This is a genomic window from Bradyrhizobium sp. SZCCT0148, assembly GCF_018129985.1.
Lineage (GTDB): Bacteria > Pseudomonadota > Alphaproteobacteria > Rhizobiales > Xanthobacteraceae > Bradyrhizobium > Bradyrhizobium japonicum_H.
In genome coordinates this window covers 54674-67845 of record NZ_JAFCKT010000010.1, presented here as the reverse complement: position 1 = coordinate 67845, position 13172 = coordinate 54674, and the positions used below count along the sequence as shown (strand labels likewise).

Genomic DNA, 13172 nt, shown 5'->3' with positions numbered 1-13172 from the left:
ATGTACGATGTCATTGTTGTCGGCGGCGGCTCTGCCGGCGCCGCTGTTGCGGCACGGCTCTCCGAGGATCCTGCACGACGTGTCCTGCTGCTTGAAGCGGGGCTGGACTGGCGCGCCGACCAGGCGCCCTGGGAGGTCAGGACGCCCAATCCGATCCCGATCATCCACAAGCGCGAGTACCAGGAGAAATGGCAGTGGCCCGATCTGTTGTCGCGCCGGGTGGCCGGGCAGGAGCCGCGCTTCTACTGGCGCGGCAAGGGGCTCGGCGGAAGCTCGATGATGAACGGGCAGATCGCCATTCGCGGCGTTGCCGATGCGTTCGACGAATGGGCGGCCAATGGTTGCACCGGCTGGTCGGCGAAGGACGTGATGCCGTTGTTCTCCGTCATCGAGGACGACTTTGAGTTCGGCGACGCCGAGGGCCATGGCCGCGGTGGACCGCTGCCGGTCTATCGCGCGCCGCCGGAGACATGGGGCCCGATCGATCGCGGCCTGCGCGATGCGGCGCTGGCGAGTGGCTATCCCTGGTGCGCCGATCTCAACGGCCCCGACGGCGAGGGCGTTGCCTGCTATCCCATCAACAGCCGCGATTTGCGCCGCATCAGCACCAATGAGGGTTATCTGGAGCCGGCGCGCGGGCGCGCCAATCTGGAGATCCGTGGCCATACGCTGGTCGATCGCGTGCTGATCAGCGACGGCCGAGCAACCGGCGTCCGCGTTCATGTCGAAGGGCAGGGCACCCAGGAGATCAGTGCGCGCCAGATCGTGCTCTGCGCCGGCGCCATCCACAGCCCGGCGATCCTGCTGCGCTCGGGCATCGGTCCGGCGGAGGAATTGAAGGCGATGGGAATTGGCGTCGTGCGCGACCTGCCGGTCGGCCGCCACTATTTCGACCATCCGCTGTTTCGCGCCACGATCCAGCTCCGCGACAATCTGCGGCCGACCGATCCGGACACCCGGCACACCAATTGCTGCGTGACCTATTCCTCGGGCCTTGCCGACGGCGGCAAGCGCGACATGATCCTGATTGCCTTCAATCATCGCGGCATCGGCGTGCCGGGCGCGATCGGCGCAGGCCTGTTCAACGCCTATTCGCGCGGCACGCTCAAGCTCGCCTCGGCCGACCCCACGATCGATCCCGTCGTCGAGGAGAACATGCTGGCCGATCCGCGCGACATGCTGCGCATGATCGACGCGGTGAGGCGGCTCGCCGTGATCACGTCACAGCCGGCGCTCGCTGGCATCGCCGATTGGATCAGGCTCGCCGACACCGACCTGACCTTGCCGCAGGCCGCCGCGCTGCCGGATCACGAACTCGATGCGGTGCTGCGCCGTGAGACCGGCGACATCCAGCACGCCGCCGGCAGCTGCCGCATGACGGGCCTCAACGATGCCGACGGCGTGGTCAATCCGGATGGCACCGTGAAGGGGATAAGCGGCCTGCGCGTCGCCGACGCCTCGATCATGCCGTCCGACTGCCGCGCCAACACGCATTTCACCACGGTGGTGATCGGCGAAGCGATCGCGCGGATGATGATGCGATAGCGCAACGACGACTGTGTTATGGCCCGGCTTGACCCGGGGCATCAAGTGAGCGCGGTCCGTCGCAATGACGAGCCAGGCGGCGAGCTCATTGCTCTCCAATTCACGTCTCAAACAGCGGACGAGAGTTTGCCTTCTCGCGGCGCGTTTCGCCCGAGTTTTGCTTCACGGCGCGCCCTCGAGAAAGACGAGGGCGCAGGGAAGGCCGGGCGCCGGCTGGCACCCGAGATCCGTGCGCGATAGAAATGCACACGGGTTGGACCACAGGTGTTGCCGGTCGCCCGGCCTTCCCTGCGCGAATGGTTTTAACGGTGTCCTTCGTGCTCTCCTCGGGGAGCGTTGCACTATTGCCCCCGTCGCCTTGCGGGAATGCTGATGCGCGCGCCGGTTGGCCGCTACATCACCGCAAGACTTGGCGCCAGAACCCCGGGCGTCGGGACCACACGACTTCTCCGTCCGCGCACGTCCTCGCTGGGAATCCGGGGGTGGCGTGTGCTCGCCCCCGAAGCCATGCGAAGACGCTGTCGGCGCCGTGTCGTGCGCGTAACAGCCATTGCTCACGGTTGCCCGCCCTGCAATGCCAATCACGCCCGACGCCGTCGCGTCCATCGCTGCCCAGCCCGCGGTTCGTGACGATCGCGATCCGCCCCTCGTCTCGGGCCAAGGTGTTTCGGATGTACGACAAAACCGAATTTCGGTAAAGTGGAATATTTGACGAGGCGGGGCTTGACAGGCGGCGTGGCGGAATTGGCCAGGTGTTTCGCGGGCTTCAAACCCATTCCTTGCGGACCTGCACGTTACCTTTTCCCGCCGACAGCCACGAGCAGATGGCGGCTGGAACTGCGCCCGCGAAGCCGACCAGCGGTGAGACCGACCCGGTGGCGTATTGAAACACGATGACGACCGCGAATGCCACCAACGAACTGGCGATGATGCGAATCCAGCCCTTGTCTGCCAGCAACCAGTCGACCACTCCGGCGATCGCCATGAGGCCGACAGCCAACGGAAACATGATCGGTGCCAGGCCCAGGAAGATCGGCCAGAACGCTTTTGGTGAATGCAAAGCGGGTGGTGCGCAGAGCAGGGCCACGCACAACACGGCGCCGAGCAACAAGAACAACAGAGCGCGTTTCATCCTCTAACTTCTCATCTGCCTCTTGATGTCAAACCGAAGCTAAAGGGGACGCCAACGCGTGACGCCGCGCTACATCCATATGCTGTTCGACGGTGAGGGCACGACCTTCTCCCAGCATGTGCTAATTGCCCGTCTCGCCTGCGCGCACCGCCTGCTTGTCGATCCGCGTCATGCCCACCAGTCGATCGCCGCGATCGCCTACGCCAGTGGGTTCGGCGACTTGTCGAATTTCAACCACGCCTTCCGCCGCCGCTATGGTGCCACGCCTTCCGAGGTGCGCCGCGAGCAGGCCCGATAGACGGCAACCCAGACCGCCGAACCGAGATACATGCAAAGACGCTGGCGGCGCCGCGTCGCGCGTGACACATCCGAACGTCGGCGAAGTGGGATGTTGTAAGACGCTCCAACGCGTGCCAAGCAGTCGCCCCGCGCGACGGCGGGAAGCTCTGCCCGATGAGAGTATTCTTTTCTTCGGAGGCGCCGGAAAGTTTCACTGAGGAAGCTGAGCCGAGCGGGCTCGCCTTCGCCTCGACGCGCCGCTTTCCCAACGGCGCTCAGTCGTCACTAGGTGCTCCGGCCAAAAGGCAGCCGCGCTGTTTTCGCCATCGGCAATCGGATCAGCGCGCAGGGAATGCAGTCAAACTCGCTCGTGCGACCTGGTCTCCTGCCGAATTTTGTATCTATTTCCGGTGAATGAGCGCCTGGTGGATTGATCATCGGCTCATCAGGACGCCTATCGGCGACTGAGAGCTCCGTGCTCCAGCCAAGTACGCGGAGCCATTCATGCTCAAGCCAATCACTTCCCCGAAGGGAACGCCGCACTCGAATGCCGAGTGTCGCTCGCAGCCGTCCAGAGACAGCGCCTCCCGGCCCCAAGCGAGAAGCTCTGCTGAAGGCCGCGCGACTTGGAAGGCTTTGGAAGCAAGATGGTGCATTTTCGCTCATCGTCGATCTTTCCTAGGCGGACATTCCTTCAAGGTGCCTGATTCAACCAATAAGCGAAAATATGGAACAATTTCTCGCTTTGATTGTTGTTTTGCAGATCCTCGAATATCGAGGAATCGAAGACCAAAAAGTCAGCAGTCTCAAATGATCAGATCCCTACTGTCACTCACGATTTTCATGGTCCTCGGAGCTTCGGTCATCGCGTTGCCGGGATTTGCCCCTCAGGTGCAAGCGGATGAACTCGCAGCCATGGCCAAAGGCGACCGGCTCGAGACGCGAGCCGTCGTTTCGAACTGCTCGACGCAGGTCTGGCCGAACTTTGCCTCTTCCTGTTTGCGACATGCCGGCTCTGGAGCGAAGCTTCAGGAAGCTCGGCTGGTGACTGCGCGTCGTTAGTTCCTTCTCCGAGCCTTGCCGCGAGGCGGCGAGCTTTTCGGCGTCCAGCCCGTCAGGACGCCGGTGATCGTGTCGAGATGCGTTGCTGCGCTTCGGACCGGCGCGCCATCGTTTTCCAAAGCGAAGCAGTGGGCAGCGTTTCCAGCCGATGGCCGACGGGCAATCAGGGCTCTCCGTCGGCACCGCGTCGGCCGCCATGAAATAGAGAGATATTGCCATGTCTACAAATCCTACTCAGGTGCCAAACGTTCTGGTCGTGGAAGACGAGATGATCCTGCGCATGCGTGCCGTCGATATCGTGGAAGACGCCGGCTTCTGCCCCGTCGAGGCCGTCAATGCCGACGAGGCGATCTCGGTCCTCGAATCCCGCTCGGATATTTCGTTGCTTCTCACCGACATACAAATGCCTGGCAGCATCGACGGCCTGAAGCTCGCTCATGCGGTGTGCGAACGCTGGCCATCGATCAAGATCATCTTGGTTTCCGGTCAAGTGAAGCCGTCCGAGGAAGAGAGGCCAGCCAACAGCCGCTTCTTCGGCAAGCCGCTTGGTGTCGAGCAAATGGTCACTGAGTTGCAGGCGATGATCGGTGCAGGGGCGCTGCAGATCATTCCGTCTGCTACCGATTGGATGGCCGGTGAGGCGGCTCAGCCGACGCAAATGGCCGATCCTTCAACCCGATCAACACACGAGACCATTCTGTCGGCCGAAAACGACAGTCTCCGCCTGCTGCTCGAACAGGCCGAGATAGACGCCCGGGCACTCATGGTCCAAGCCGGGATCGACGCCGAGCAGCGAACCGCGGCCGACAAACTGCAGAAGCTGATCCTGGGCGAGCTTCATCACCGCGTCAAGAATACGCTTGCCATGGTCAGCGCCATCGCGTCCCAAAGCTTCCGCGGAGCGCTGAGTATCGAGCACGGACAGAAGGCCATGGAGGGAAGGCTGCTCGCATTGGGGCGAGCCCACGATCTGTTGCTGCAGGTCAGTTGGGCGGATGCAAGCCTCACTCACACATTGAGCAGCGCGACGGAACCTTATGACAGCCATGGCGACCGTCGTTTTCATTTCAATGGACCAGACATCAGGATCAGCTCCGTAGCTGTCATCGCGCTTGCGATGACGATGAACGAGCTGTGCACGAACACGACCAAATTCGGAGCGCTGTCGGTCCCCACAGGCCGCGTGGAAGTGGCGTGGGGAGTCGACGACGCGAAGCAGAGACTTCGCCTTGTGTGGACGGAAAGGGGAGGTCCCACGGTCGCGCCGCCGGTGCGGCGGAGCTTCGGCACCCGGATGATGGGGGCTCTCGGACAGCAACTGGCAGGTCAGGTGGGGCTTGCCTACGAACCGAGCGGCTTCATTTATTCGCTGGACGTGCCGCTGAGCTCCGTTGTGGCAGCAGCCTGAACCATCGCGGCTGCCGCGATGATTGCTGACCGGCATAGGCAACGTCCGCGTCCTCTCAACCGCACTTTGCGCCAGCAAACGGGACGCGATCATCTTTCCGAAAAACCGCTGCGCTTTTCCAGACGATGCTTTAGATCAGCCCCGCCAGCCGCAGCGCCACGCCCGCCGCGCAGCTTGCCGCCAGCACCGTCAGCATGCCCAGCTTGAACCGGAAGATCGCAGTGGCCGCCGCGATCGCCAGCAGCATCGCCGGGACATCGACGCTTCCCGGCACCGGCCTGTCGAAGTTCAGCGGAAACGCGTGCACCGGCACGGTCTCGCGAAACAGCGTGTGCAGGGCGAACCAGATCGAGAGGTTGAGGATGACGCCGACGACCGCGGCGGTAATGGCGCTCAGCGCGCCGGCCAAACCAATGTTGCCGCGCAGGCGCTCGATATAGGGCGCGCCGACGAAGATCCAGAGGAAGCAGGGCGTGAAGGTGACCCAGGTCGCGAGCAGGCTGCCGAGGGTCGCCGCCAGCATCGGCGACAGGCCGCCGGGATCGCGGAACGCGGCCATGAAGCCGACGAACTGCAGCACCATGATCAGCGGACCGGGCGTGGTCTCGGCCATGCCGAGCCCGTCCAGCATCTCGTGCGGCTTCAGCCAGTGATAATGCTCGACCGCCTGCTGGGCGACATAGGCCAGCACGGCATAGGCGCCGCCGAAAGTTACCAGCGACATCTTCGAGAAGAACAGGGCGATCTGGCTGAACACGTTGCCCTGGCCGAGCGCGAGCAGCAACGCGGCGACCGGCACCAGCCAGAGCGCCAGCCACAATGCGGCGACGCGAATCGTCCGCGCGGTGTCGGGACGCACATGAGCGGGCACGGCGTCGCCGAGCATGCTGTCGACCACGGCGTTGCCGCCGCCATGGCCGTGACCGGCGGGTGCGAATTCCGGCCGGCCGCTTATGGCGCCGGCATAGCCGATGAGACCGGCGGCGATGATGATGATCGGGAAGGGGACCGCGAAGAAGAAAATCGCGACGAAGGCAATCGCGGCGAGCGCAATCATGACGCGGTTCTTGAGCGCGCGCTTGCCGACGCGGACCACGGCCTCGACGACGATGGCGAGCACGGCGGCCTTCAGCCCGAAGAACAGCGCCTCGACGAAGCTGACATTCCCGAAGGCGGCGTAGATATAGCTGAGGCCCATGATGGCGACGATGCCGGGGAGGATGAACAGCCCGCCCGCCATCAGTCCGCCGGCAGTGCGATGCATCAGCCAGCCGATATAGGTGGCGAGCTGTTGCGCCTCCGGTCCCGGCAGTAGCATGCAATAGTTCAGCGCATGCAGGAAACGGCCCTCAGAGATCCACTTCTTCTCCTCGACCAGGATGCGATGCATCACCGCGATCTGGCCCGCGGGCCCGCCGAAGCTCAGGCAGGCGACGCGAAGCCAGACGCGAAACGCTTCATTGAAGCTGATGCCGTGACCGGCATCAGCTCCCGTTTGATCGACGCGGGTATCCATCACGCCTTCACTTTGTTGGTCGGCCAGTTGTGGGTCTCGCCGGTGGCGTCGCGGCACCAGCGGTAGAAGGCGTCGTAGAGCAGCATGCCGGCTTCGAGCTGTTCGATGTCGTCGTCGTACATCCGCGACAGCCCGAGCGAGGCTGCGAGCAGGCCGGGCGCCTCCGGCGCGAGATCCGGCCGCGCGGTGTCGGCGCCGCGCACCAGCGTTGCCAGCCGCAGCAACGCCGGGGTCGCGATCCCGAACTCCTCGATCATGACGTCGAAGGTGCAGAGTTCGCCGCGGTGACTCCAGAACACGTTCTCGATGTCGAAGGGGGCCGCGCCGAACCGCTCGCCGACGGCGACCACCTCAGACGGCGCCACATACAGGAACACCGCGTTGGGATCGACGAAGCGGCGGATCAGCCAAGGGCAGGCGATACGGTCCACCTTCGGCCGCGCCCGCGTTACCCAGACGGTGCGGCCTTTGGCATCGCGCGGCGGCAGTTTCGATGCATCGACCAGCGGCAGCTTGGCATCCTTCCAGCCTTCGAAGCCGCCCTCCAGCGTCTCGGCCTGCACGCCGAGCTGCCGCAGCCAGGCCGCCGTGCCCTGCGCGAGCTTTGCGCCGCGAAGGCAGGCGACAATGGCGGAGCGGCCGGAAAGCTCGCTGCCCCAGCCGGAGACATTATTGTGGCTGAGCTTGATGGAGCCGGGGATCAGCCTGGGGTCGGCGGCAAAATCCTCGTCCGTGCGCACGTCGATCAGGACCGGGGCGTTCGCCGTGCCGATCAGCCGGGTCAGTTTGTCGGATGATATGGTCGTAAACGTTGACATGATGCGTCCTCGCATAAACGAAACGGGACGCGATACTTGGGCATGTCGCCTCGTGGGGAGATCGCTCAAATCCCCATGGCGCGATTACAGCGAAACTATCCGGAACTGTCAATCCATTACTCGATTGGGCCTTAGAAGTCCGTGCCTGCCGGCCTATATTGAGTTGCAGACCGAGATTCCGGAGACTTTGCGATGCATTCCCGTTCCATCGAGCAGTGGACCCATGACCACGCCTTCCTCGGCGACAAGCACGACGAGAACGAGCGGCGCACCTGGCTCGTGGTCGTCCTGACTCTGGTCATGATGGTCGGCGAGATCGTCGCCGGCTCGCTGTTCGGCTCGATGGCGCTGCTCGCCGACGGCTGGCACATGGGCACGCATGCGGCCGCGCTGGGCATCGCCGCCTTCGCCTACCGCTTCGCGCGGCGGCATCTGGGGAATGCGCATTTCACCTTCGGCACCGGCAAGTTCGGCGATCTCGCCGCCTTCGCCAGTGCGATCATCCTCGGGCTGATCGCGGTCGAGATCGCCTATGAGAGCGTGCTGCGGCTGTTCACGCCGGTGCCGATCGTGTACGGCGAGGCGATCGCGGTGGCGGTGCTCGGGCTCTGTGTCAATCTCGCCAGCGCGTGGCTGCTGCGCGACAGCCACGAGCACCATCATCACGGCCATGATCATGGCCACGGTCACGCGCACGCGCACGATGATGATGACGATCACGATCATCGCGGCCACCATCACGATCATCACGACAACAATCTTCGCGCCGCCTATGTCCACGTCATGGCGGATGCCGCGACATCGGTGCTCGCGATCGCGGCTCTGGCTGTGGCGATGTACTCCGGATGGGCCTGGGCCGATCCGGCCGTCGGCCTGATTGGCAGCGCGGTGATCGCGAGCTGGGCCTTCGGCCTGGTCAAGACATCGGGCGCGGTGCTGCTCGACGTGCGCGCCGACGAGAAGCTGGAGCGGGTGATCCGCGCACGCATGGAGGTCGGCGACGACCGCGTCACCGATCTGCATCTGTGGCGGGTCGGCCCCGGCCATTGCGCCGTGCTGCTCTCGGTGGTGTCGGACAAGCCGAAGCAGCCGGCGATCTACAAGCGGCGGCTCGCGGGATTGAAGGGCCTCAGCCATGTCACCGTCGAGGTCGAGACCTGCCCGCATTGACGGGGTTACGGGACCAGTGCCGGGGCGGAGTTCAGCTTTTCGGTGCCGCCACCGTGGCCGGGCTCGCGTCCGGCGTCTTCTTCGGCTTCAGCGTACCGGCGTAGAACGAGACCAGCCACACTAGGATGATGGCGAGGAGATAGACGCCCCAGGCCTGCGGCGGCGTGGTCGCCCAGCGCAGGAGTCCCTTGAATGTGCGGGGCGGGCTGTTGTCTTGGCTCATGACCCGCTTGTGCGCGAAAGCCGTCGCGCGGTCAATCGGGCCGGGCGCTCGTGCGGATCAGGAACAGGGCCGCCAGCGCCGAGAGGCTGAGCGCGGAGGAGACGATCAGCACCTTGGCGCCCATGACGTCGATCAGCAGGCCGAAGGCCAGCGGCGCCACCGCCTGCGCCATCCGTGCGGGGGCGCCGATGATGCCGAGACGGTAGCCGAAATCCTTCGGCCCGAAGATCGACAGCGGCAGCGTGCCGCGCGCGATCGTCAATATGCCGTTGCCCGAGCCGTGGAACAGCGCGAACGCGCTCGCCGCGGCACCGCCGAAGATTGCCACGATCACCGCGCCGATCGGGTGGGTGAGGCACGCGAGCCGGGTCGACCACAGCGGATGGAAGCGGCTGAGGAAGCCGGCCTCCAACATGCGGGCCCCGACTTGCGCCGGGCCGATCAAGGCACCGGCCGCGATGGCTTCGGCGGGCGTCGCCCCCGTCGTCTCCAGTATGCGCGGGAAATGCGCGGCCATGGCGCCGGTGACGGTCCAGACCGCCGCGAAGATGAAGGCCAGCAGGACCATGGTGCGGTCGAGCGGCAGATGCGGCTTCTCGGCCGTCGCCGCCGCCTGTTTGGCGCCCTTGATCGAGGGCAGCATGAAGAAGTTGAGCGGCAGGCCGATCAGGATGTTGGCGGCGGCCCACGCAAAGCAGGTCTCGCGCCAGCCGAGATGCGACAGGCCCCAGGCTGTGAGCGGCCAGCCGACGGTGGAAGCGAAGCCCGCCATCAGCGTGATGCCGGTGATGGGCCTGCGCGCCTCGGTGCCGTAGATGCGCCCCAGCGCAGCGAAGGCGGCGTCGTAGAGTCCCATCGCCATGCCGATGCCGAGCACGAACCAGGCGAACACCATCACTGGAACGGAATGCGCGAAGCCAAGCAGCGCGAGGCCGGCGGCGATCGTCAGGTTCGAGGCCGACAGCACCTGCCGGCCGCCGACGAGATCGATCTGCCGTCCGATGCGGGGGCCGAGCATCGCCGAGATCACCAGCGAGGCCGAAAACGCACCGAAGATCCAGTTGGAGGAGACGCCGAGGTCGCGCGCCATGGGATCGGCGATCAGCGCCGGCAGGTAATAGCTGGAGGCCCAGGCCAGCGTCTGCGTGGTGCCGAGCGCCAGGATGATCGGAAGCTGGCGCTGGCTCATATTGCCGTATTTCTAGTCGGCGATGTCATCGGTTCCCTTTGCAGCGGCAATGACAGCGCGTCAACCGCGGCTGCGGCATGTTTGGCCTGCCGCGGACGGGAGACTGAGACGGCGCCTTTGGTTGCATGACGTTCGTGCGTGGCCTTCCGCTCGTCACGAATGCACGCCATAATGGCGCATGCAATTGACCTCGCGCCTTGCACTGATGAACTGGCTGACCGGCCAGGGGCTCACGGGCCTGCCCGAAATCGAGCTGCTCCGCGGCTTCTGCGAGCGCTGCTGCGCCGAAGGGCTCGACCTGTCGCGCGCGCTGGTCGTGATCGACACGTTGCATCCGATCTACGAGGGCCGCGGCTTCCGCTGGAGCGACCGTCCCAGCAACGAGAGCGACGCGTTCGAATACGGCTCGACCGCCGACGGCGACGCTGCCGCAAGCTGGCGCCGCTCGGTGTTTTTCCACATGCTGGAGAATGGCCACGACGAGATGGTGATCGATCTCGCCGACGCACCGTCGCTGGATTTTTCGCAGATCGGCGAGCTCGCCGAAAAAGGCCACAAGCACTATCTCGCCTTCGTGCATCGCTTCGGCGAGAATGGCGCGCTCGGCCTGATGGACTGCCTTTATTCCTGCTGGACGACGCGCCGCGATAGCGGCTTCAGCGACAGTGAGCTGGAGGCTTTGCGCGATCTCGTGCCGGTGCTGGGGCTCGCGATCAAGTCGGCGCAGCAGGTCGACATCGCCCGCACGCTCGGCCGCGTCTATCTCGGCCGCGACGCCTCCGAGCAGGTCTTGCGCGGGCGCATCTCGCGCGGCGTCACCGAGCGTATCAATGCCGTTCTGTGGTATTCGGATTTGCGCGGCTCGACCGGGATCAGCGAGAGTATCGCGCCCGACGAGATCATCCCGTTCCTCAACGACTACGCGCAGGCCGTCATCGACCCGATCCACGAGGCCGGCGGCGACGTGCTCAAGCTGATCGGCGACGGCGTGCTCGCGATGTTCTGGGGCGAGGACATGGCGGATGCGCGCCGCGCGGCGCTGCGCGCCGAACATCTGTTCCGCAAGAACATCGCGGCGCTGAACAAGCGGCGCGAGGCCGCTGGCCGTCCCACCACCTCGGCCTATATCGGCCTGCATGTCGGCGAGGTCTTCTACGGCAATATCGGCAGCGAGGACCGGCTCGACTTCACCGTGGTCGGCCCGACGGTGAACGAGGTCAGCCGCATCGCCTCGATGAGCCGCTCGGTCGACCGCGAGCTGCTGGCCTCATCCGAATTTTATCAGGGCCTCGATGCCGCCGGGCGACGCTATCTCGTCTCCACCGGCCGCTACGCCCTGCGCGGCATCGGCCGGGCGCAGGATCTCTACACGCTCGATCCCGAAGTCGACGCCAGCGAGCCGGTGACGGGCAGCTACGAGCGGTATCTGGCGAACTAGCCCGGCTGTTTCCACGTACGCTGTCATCGTGAGTGAAGCGCAGCAATCCAGGCTGTCCCAGCGGAAAAATCCTGGATTGCTTCGTCGCTGCGCGCCTCGCAATGACGGTTGTGGTCAGCACCGCGCCGCAACCTCGTCGCCCACCATGCCCGGCTGCCGATCCAGCGCCACCGCCGGCGACAGCCAGATCACCAACGCCTGCAGGCCGAACACGGCGGCTGCGAGGTAGAGGCACACTTCCGCGCTCCAGAGGCCGCCGACGATGGCGCCCAGCGCCGAGCCGAGCGGGCGGGCGCCGTAGCTCATGATGTTGATGGCGGAGACGCGGCCGAGCAGGCGCGGCGGCGTCACCGACTGGCGCAGCGTCGTGGTCGAGATCACCCACAGGATCGGTCCGACGCCGAGCAGGAAGAAGCTCAGCGCGGCGAGAAAGGGCGAGGGGACCAGCACCGTCAGCGCCATCACCACCGCCGCAACGAAGCCGGTAACCGGGCCGAGGCCGACCACGGTGCCGAAGGCGATGCGCCGCATCACGCGGGTGGCAAGCAGCGCGCCGATCACCATGCCGACGCCGTACATGGTCAGCACCGTGCCGATTCCGGCGGCGGTGAGACCGAGATGGCGAACGGCATAGGGCACGAACACCGCGATCTGCAGGAACCAGCCGGTGTTGAAGATGAACTGGGTGATGAACACCGGCCGCAGCAGCTTATGGTGAAACACGAACGCCGCGCCCTCGCGGATGTCCTGCGACGGATGGCGCCGCGGGGCGGGCGCGCGTGCGGGTTCGTAGATGCCGGACAGCAGCACGACAGCGACGGCCGAGAGCGCCGCGGCAAAGCCGAAGGCCGGGCTCGCGCCCCACCAGCCCACCAGTGCGCCGCCAAGGGCAGGGCCGCTGGCAAAGGCGACGGTGCGCGCGAGCTCGATGCGGGCATTCGCCGCCGGCAGGAGATCGGAGCTCACCAGGGAGGGCACCAGCGCCGGAGCGGCCACGCTGTAGACGACGGTGCCGCACACGGCTGCGAAGCCGAGCAGCGCCAGCAGCGGAAGATTGAGCGCGTCGAGCGCGAGCAGCAGCACGATTGTCCCTAGGGCCACAGCCCGCAGCGCCTCGGCGCCGGCCATCAGCGAGCGCCGCGCGATGCGGTCGGCGAGCAGGCCGGCCGGAATTGCGAACAGCACGAAGGGCAGGGTCAGCGCGGTCTGCAACAGACCAGTCTGGCCTTCCGCGACCCCGAGCGTGAGCACGGCGACGATCGGGGCCGCGGCCAATGCGATCTGCTCGGCCGACTGGGCCGCGAGGTTGGACCAGGCGAGGCGGTTAAACGTGTCGGGGAGGCGAGGCGGCTTTGACATGGCTCATTTTCTGCAATGTCGGGTTGGCGCCAG

12 protein-coding genes are annotated in these 13172 nt (G+C 65.4%); 5 read left to right on the top strand and 7 right to left on the bottom strand.

What is annotated here, in order from left to right:
* Positions 1-1545, top strand: a complete 1545-nt coding sequence (locus JQ580_RS25250) for a GMC family oxidoreductase (protein WP_212282908.1) — start codon at positions 1-3, stop codon at positions 1543-1545.
* 766 nt (positions 1546-2311) lie between these two features.
* On the opposite strand, the gene JQ580_RS25245 is transcribed toward JQ580_RS25250, so the two are convergent.
* On the bottom strand, positions 2312-2677 hold the full coding sequence (locus tag JQ580_RS25245; protein WP_212282907.1) for a hypothetical protein: 366 nt from the start codon (positions 2675-2677) through the stop codon (positions 2312-2314).
* Between the two features lie 58 nt (positions 2678-2735).
* On the opposite strand from JQ580_RS25245, the gene JQ580_RS25240 reads away from it, so the two are divergent.
* On the top strand, positions 2736-2975 hold the full coding sequence (locus JQ580_RS25240) for a helix-turn-helix transcriptional regulator (RefSeq protein WP_311982484.1): 240 nt from the start codon (positions 2736-2738) through the stop codon (positions 2973-2975).
* Positions 2976-3784: 809 nt separating this feature from the next.
* Here JQ580_RS25240 and JQ580_RS25235 read toward each other — a convergent pair.
* Positions 3785-4237, bottom strand: a complete 453-nt coding sequence (locus JQ580_RS25235) for a hypothetical protein (protein WP_212282906.1) — start codon at positions 4235-4237, stop codon at positions 3785-3787.
* On the opposite strand from JQ580_RS25235, the gene JQ580_RS25230 reads away from it, so the two are divergent.
* Positions 4236-5426 carry an HWE histidine kinase domain-containing protein gene (locus JQ580_RS25230; protein ID WP_212282905.1) on the top strand — a complete coding sequence of 397 codons (1191 nt, stop codon included), beginning with the start codon at positions 4236-4238 and terminating at the stop codon, positions 5424-5426. The two genes, JQ580_RS25235 and JQ580_RS25230, sit on opposite strands and share 2 nt — an antisense overlap.
* A gap of 130 nt (positions 5427-5556) precedes the next feature.
* Here JQ580_RS25230 and chrA read toward each other — a convergent pair whose 3' ends face one another.
* The gene (gene chrA, locus JQ580_RS25225) at positions 5557-6942 is read right to left on the bottom strand and encodes a chromate efflux transporter (protein ID WP_212282904.1); all 1386 of its coding nucleotides are present in this window, start codon (positions 6940-6942) and stop codon (positions 5557-5559) included.
* Positions 6942-7760, bottom strand: coding sequence for a chromate resistance protein ChrB domain-containing protein (locus JQ580_RS25220; protein WP_212282903.1), 819 nt, complete (start codon positions 7758-7760; stop codon positions 6942-6944). The genes chrA and JQ580_RS25220 overlap by 1 nt, the downstream gene beginning before the upstream one ends.
* A 192-nt stretch (positions 7761-7952) precedes the next feature.
* On the opposite strand from JQ580_RS25220, the gene dmeF reads away from it, so the two are divergent.
* Complete coding sequence (gene dmeF / locus JQ580_RS25215; RefSeq protein WP_212282902.1) at positions 7953-8930, top strand: CDF family Co(II)/Ni(II) efflux transporter DmeF; 978 nt, start codon at positions 7953-7955, stop codon at positions 8928-8930.
* 31 nt (positions 8931-8961) lie between these two features.
* On the opposite strand, the gene JQ580_RS25210 is transcribed toward dmeF, so the two are convergent.
* Together JQ580_RS25210 and JQ580_RS25205 are read right to left on the bottom strand one after the other, a co-directional pair.
* Entirely contained in the window at positions 8962-9153 is a 192-nt protein-coding gene (locus JQ580_RS25210; protein ID WP_212282901.1) for a hypothetical protein, read from the bottom strand.
* Between the two features lie 31 nt (positions 9154-9184).
* Complete coding sequence (locus JQ580_RS25205) at positions 9185-10342, bottom strand: MFS transporter (protein WP_212282900.1); 1158 nt, start codon at positions 10340-10342, stop codon at positions 9185-9187.
* A 178-nt stretch (positions 10343-10520) separates the two neighbouring features.
* On the opposite strand from JQ580_RS25205, the gene JQ580_RS25200 reads away from it, so the two are divergent.
* Positions 10521-11780, top strand: a complete 1260-nt coding sequence (locus JQ580_RS25200; RefSeq protein WP_212282899.1) for an adenylate/guanylate cyclase domain-containing protein — start codon at positions 10521-10523, stop codon at positions 11778-11780.
* A 114-nt stretch (positions 11781-11894) separates the two neighbouring features.
* Here JQ580_RS25200 and JQ580_RS25195 read toward each other — a convergent pair whose 3' ends face one another.
* Positions 11895-13139 (bottom strand): MFS transporter, encoded by a 1245-nt coding sequence (locus JQ580_RS25195; protein ID WP_212282898.1) that lies wholly within the window; start codon positions 13137-13139, stop codon positions 11895-11897.
* Positions 13140-13172: the final 33 nt, after the last annotated feature.

Coding starts and splice junctions, on each gene's coding strand:
- JQ580_RS25250 (WP_212282908.1), top strand. CDS start 1: ATGTACGATGTCATTGTTGTCGGCGGCGGCTCTGCCGGCGCCGCTGTT.
- JQ580_RS25245 (WP_212282907.1), bottom strand. CDS start 2,677: ATGAAACGCGCTCTGTTGTTCTTGTTGCTCGGCGCCGTGTTGTGCGTG.
- JQ580_RS25230 (WP_212282905.1), top strand. CDS start 4,236: ATGTCTACAAATCCTACTCAGGTGCCAAACGTTCTGGTCGTGGAAGAC.
- JQ580_RS25235 (WP_212282906.1), bottom strand. CDS start 4,237: ATGGCAATATCTCTCTATTTCATGGCGGCCGACGCGGTGCCGACGGAG.
- chrA (WP_212282904.1), bottom strand. CDS start 6,942: ATGGATACCCGCGTCGATCAAACGGGAGCTGATGCCGGTCACGGCATC.
- JQ580_RS25220 (WP_212282903.1), bottom strand. CDS start 7,760: ATGTCAACGTTTACGACCATATCATCCGACAAACTGACCCGGCTGATC.
- dmeF (WP_212282902.1), top strand. CDS start 7,953: ATGCATTCCCGTTCCATCGAGCAGTGGACCCATGACCACGCCTTCCTC.
- JQ580_RS25210 (WP_212282901.1), bottom strand. CDS start 9,153: ATGAGCCAAGACAACAGCCCGCCCCGCACATTCAAGGGACTCCTGCGC.
- JQ580_RS25205 (WP_212282900.1), bottom strand. CDS start 10,342: ATGAGCCAGCGCCAGCTTCCGATCATCCTGGCGCTCGGCACCACGCAG.
- JQ580_RS25200 (WP_212282899.1), top strand. CDS start 10,521: ATGCAATTGACCTCGCGCCTTGCACTGATGAACTGGCTGACCGGCCAG.
- JQ580_RS25195 (WP_212282898.1), bottom strand. CDS start 13,139: ATGTCAAAGCCGCCTCGCCTCCCCGACACGTTTAACCGCCTCGCCTGG.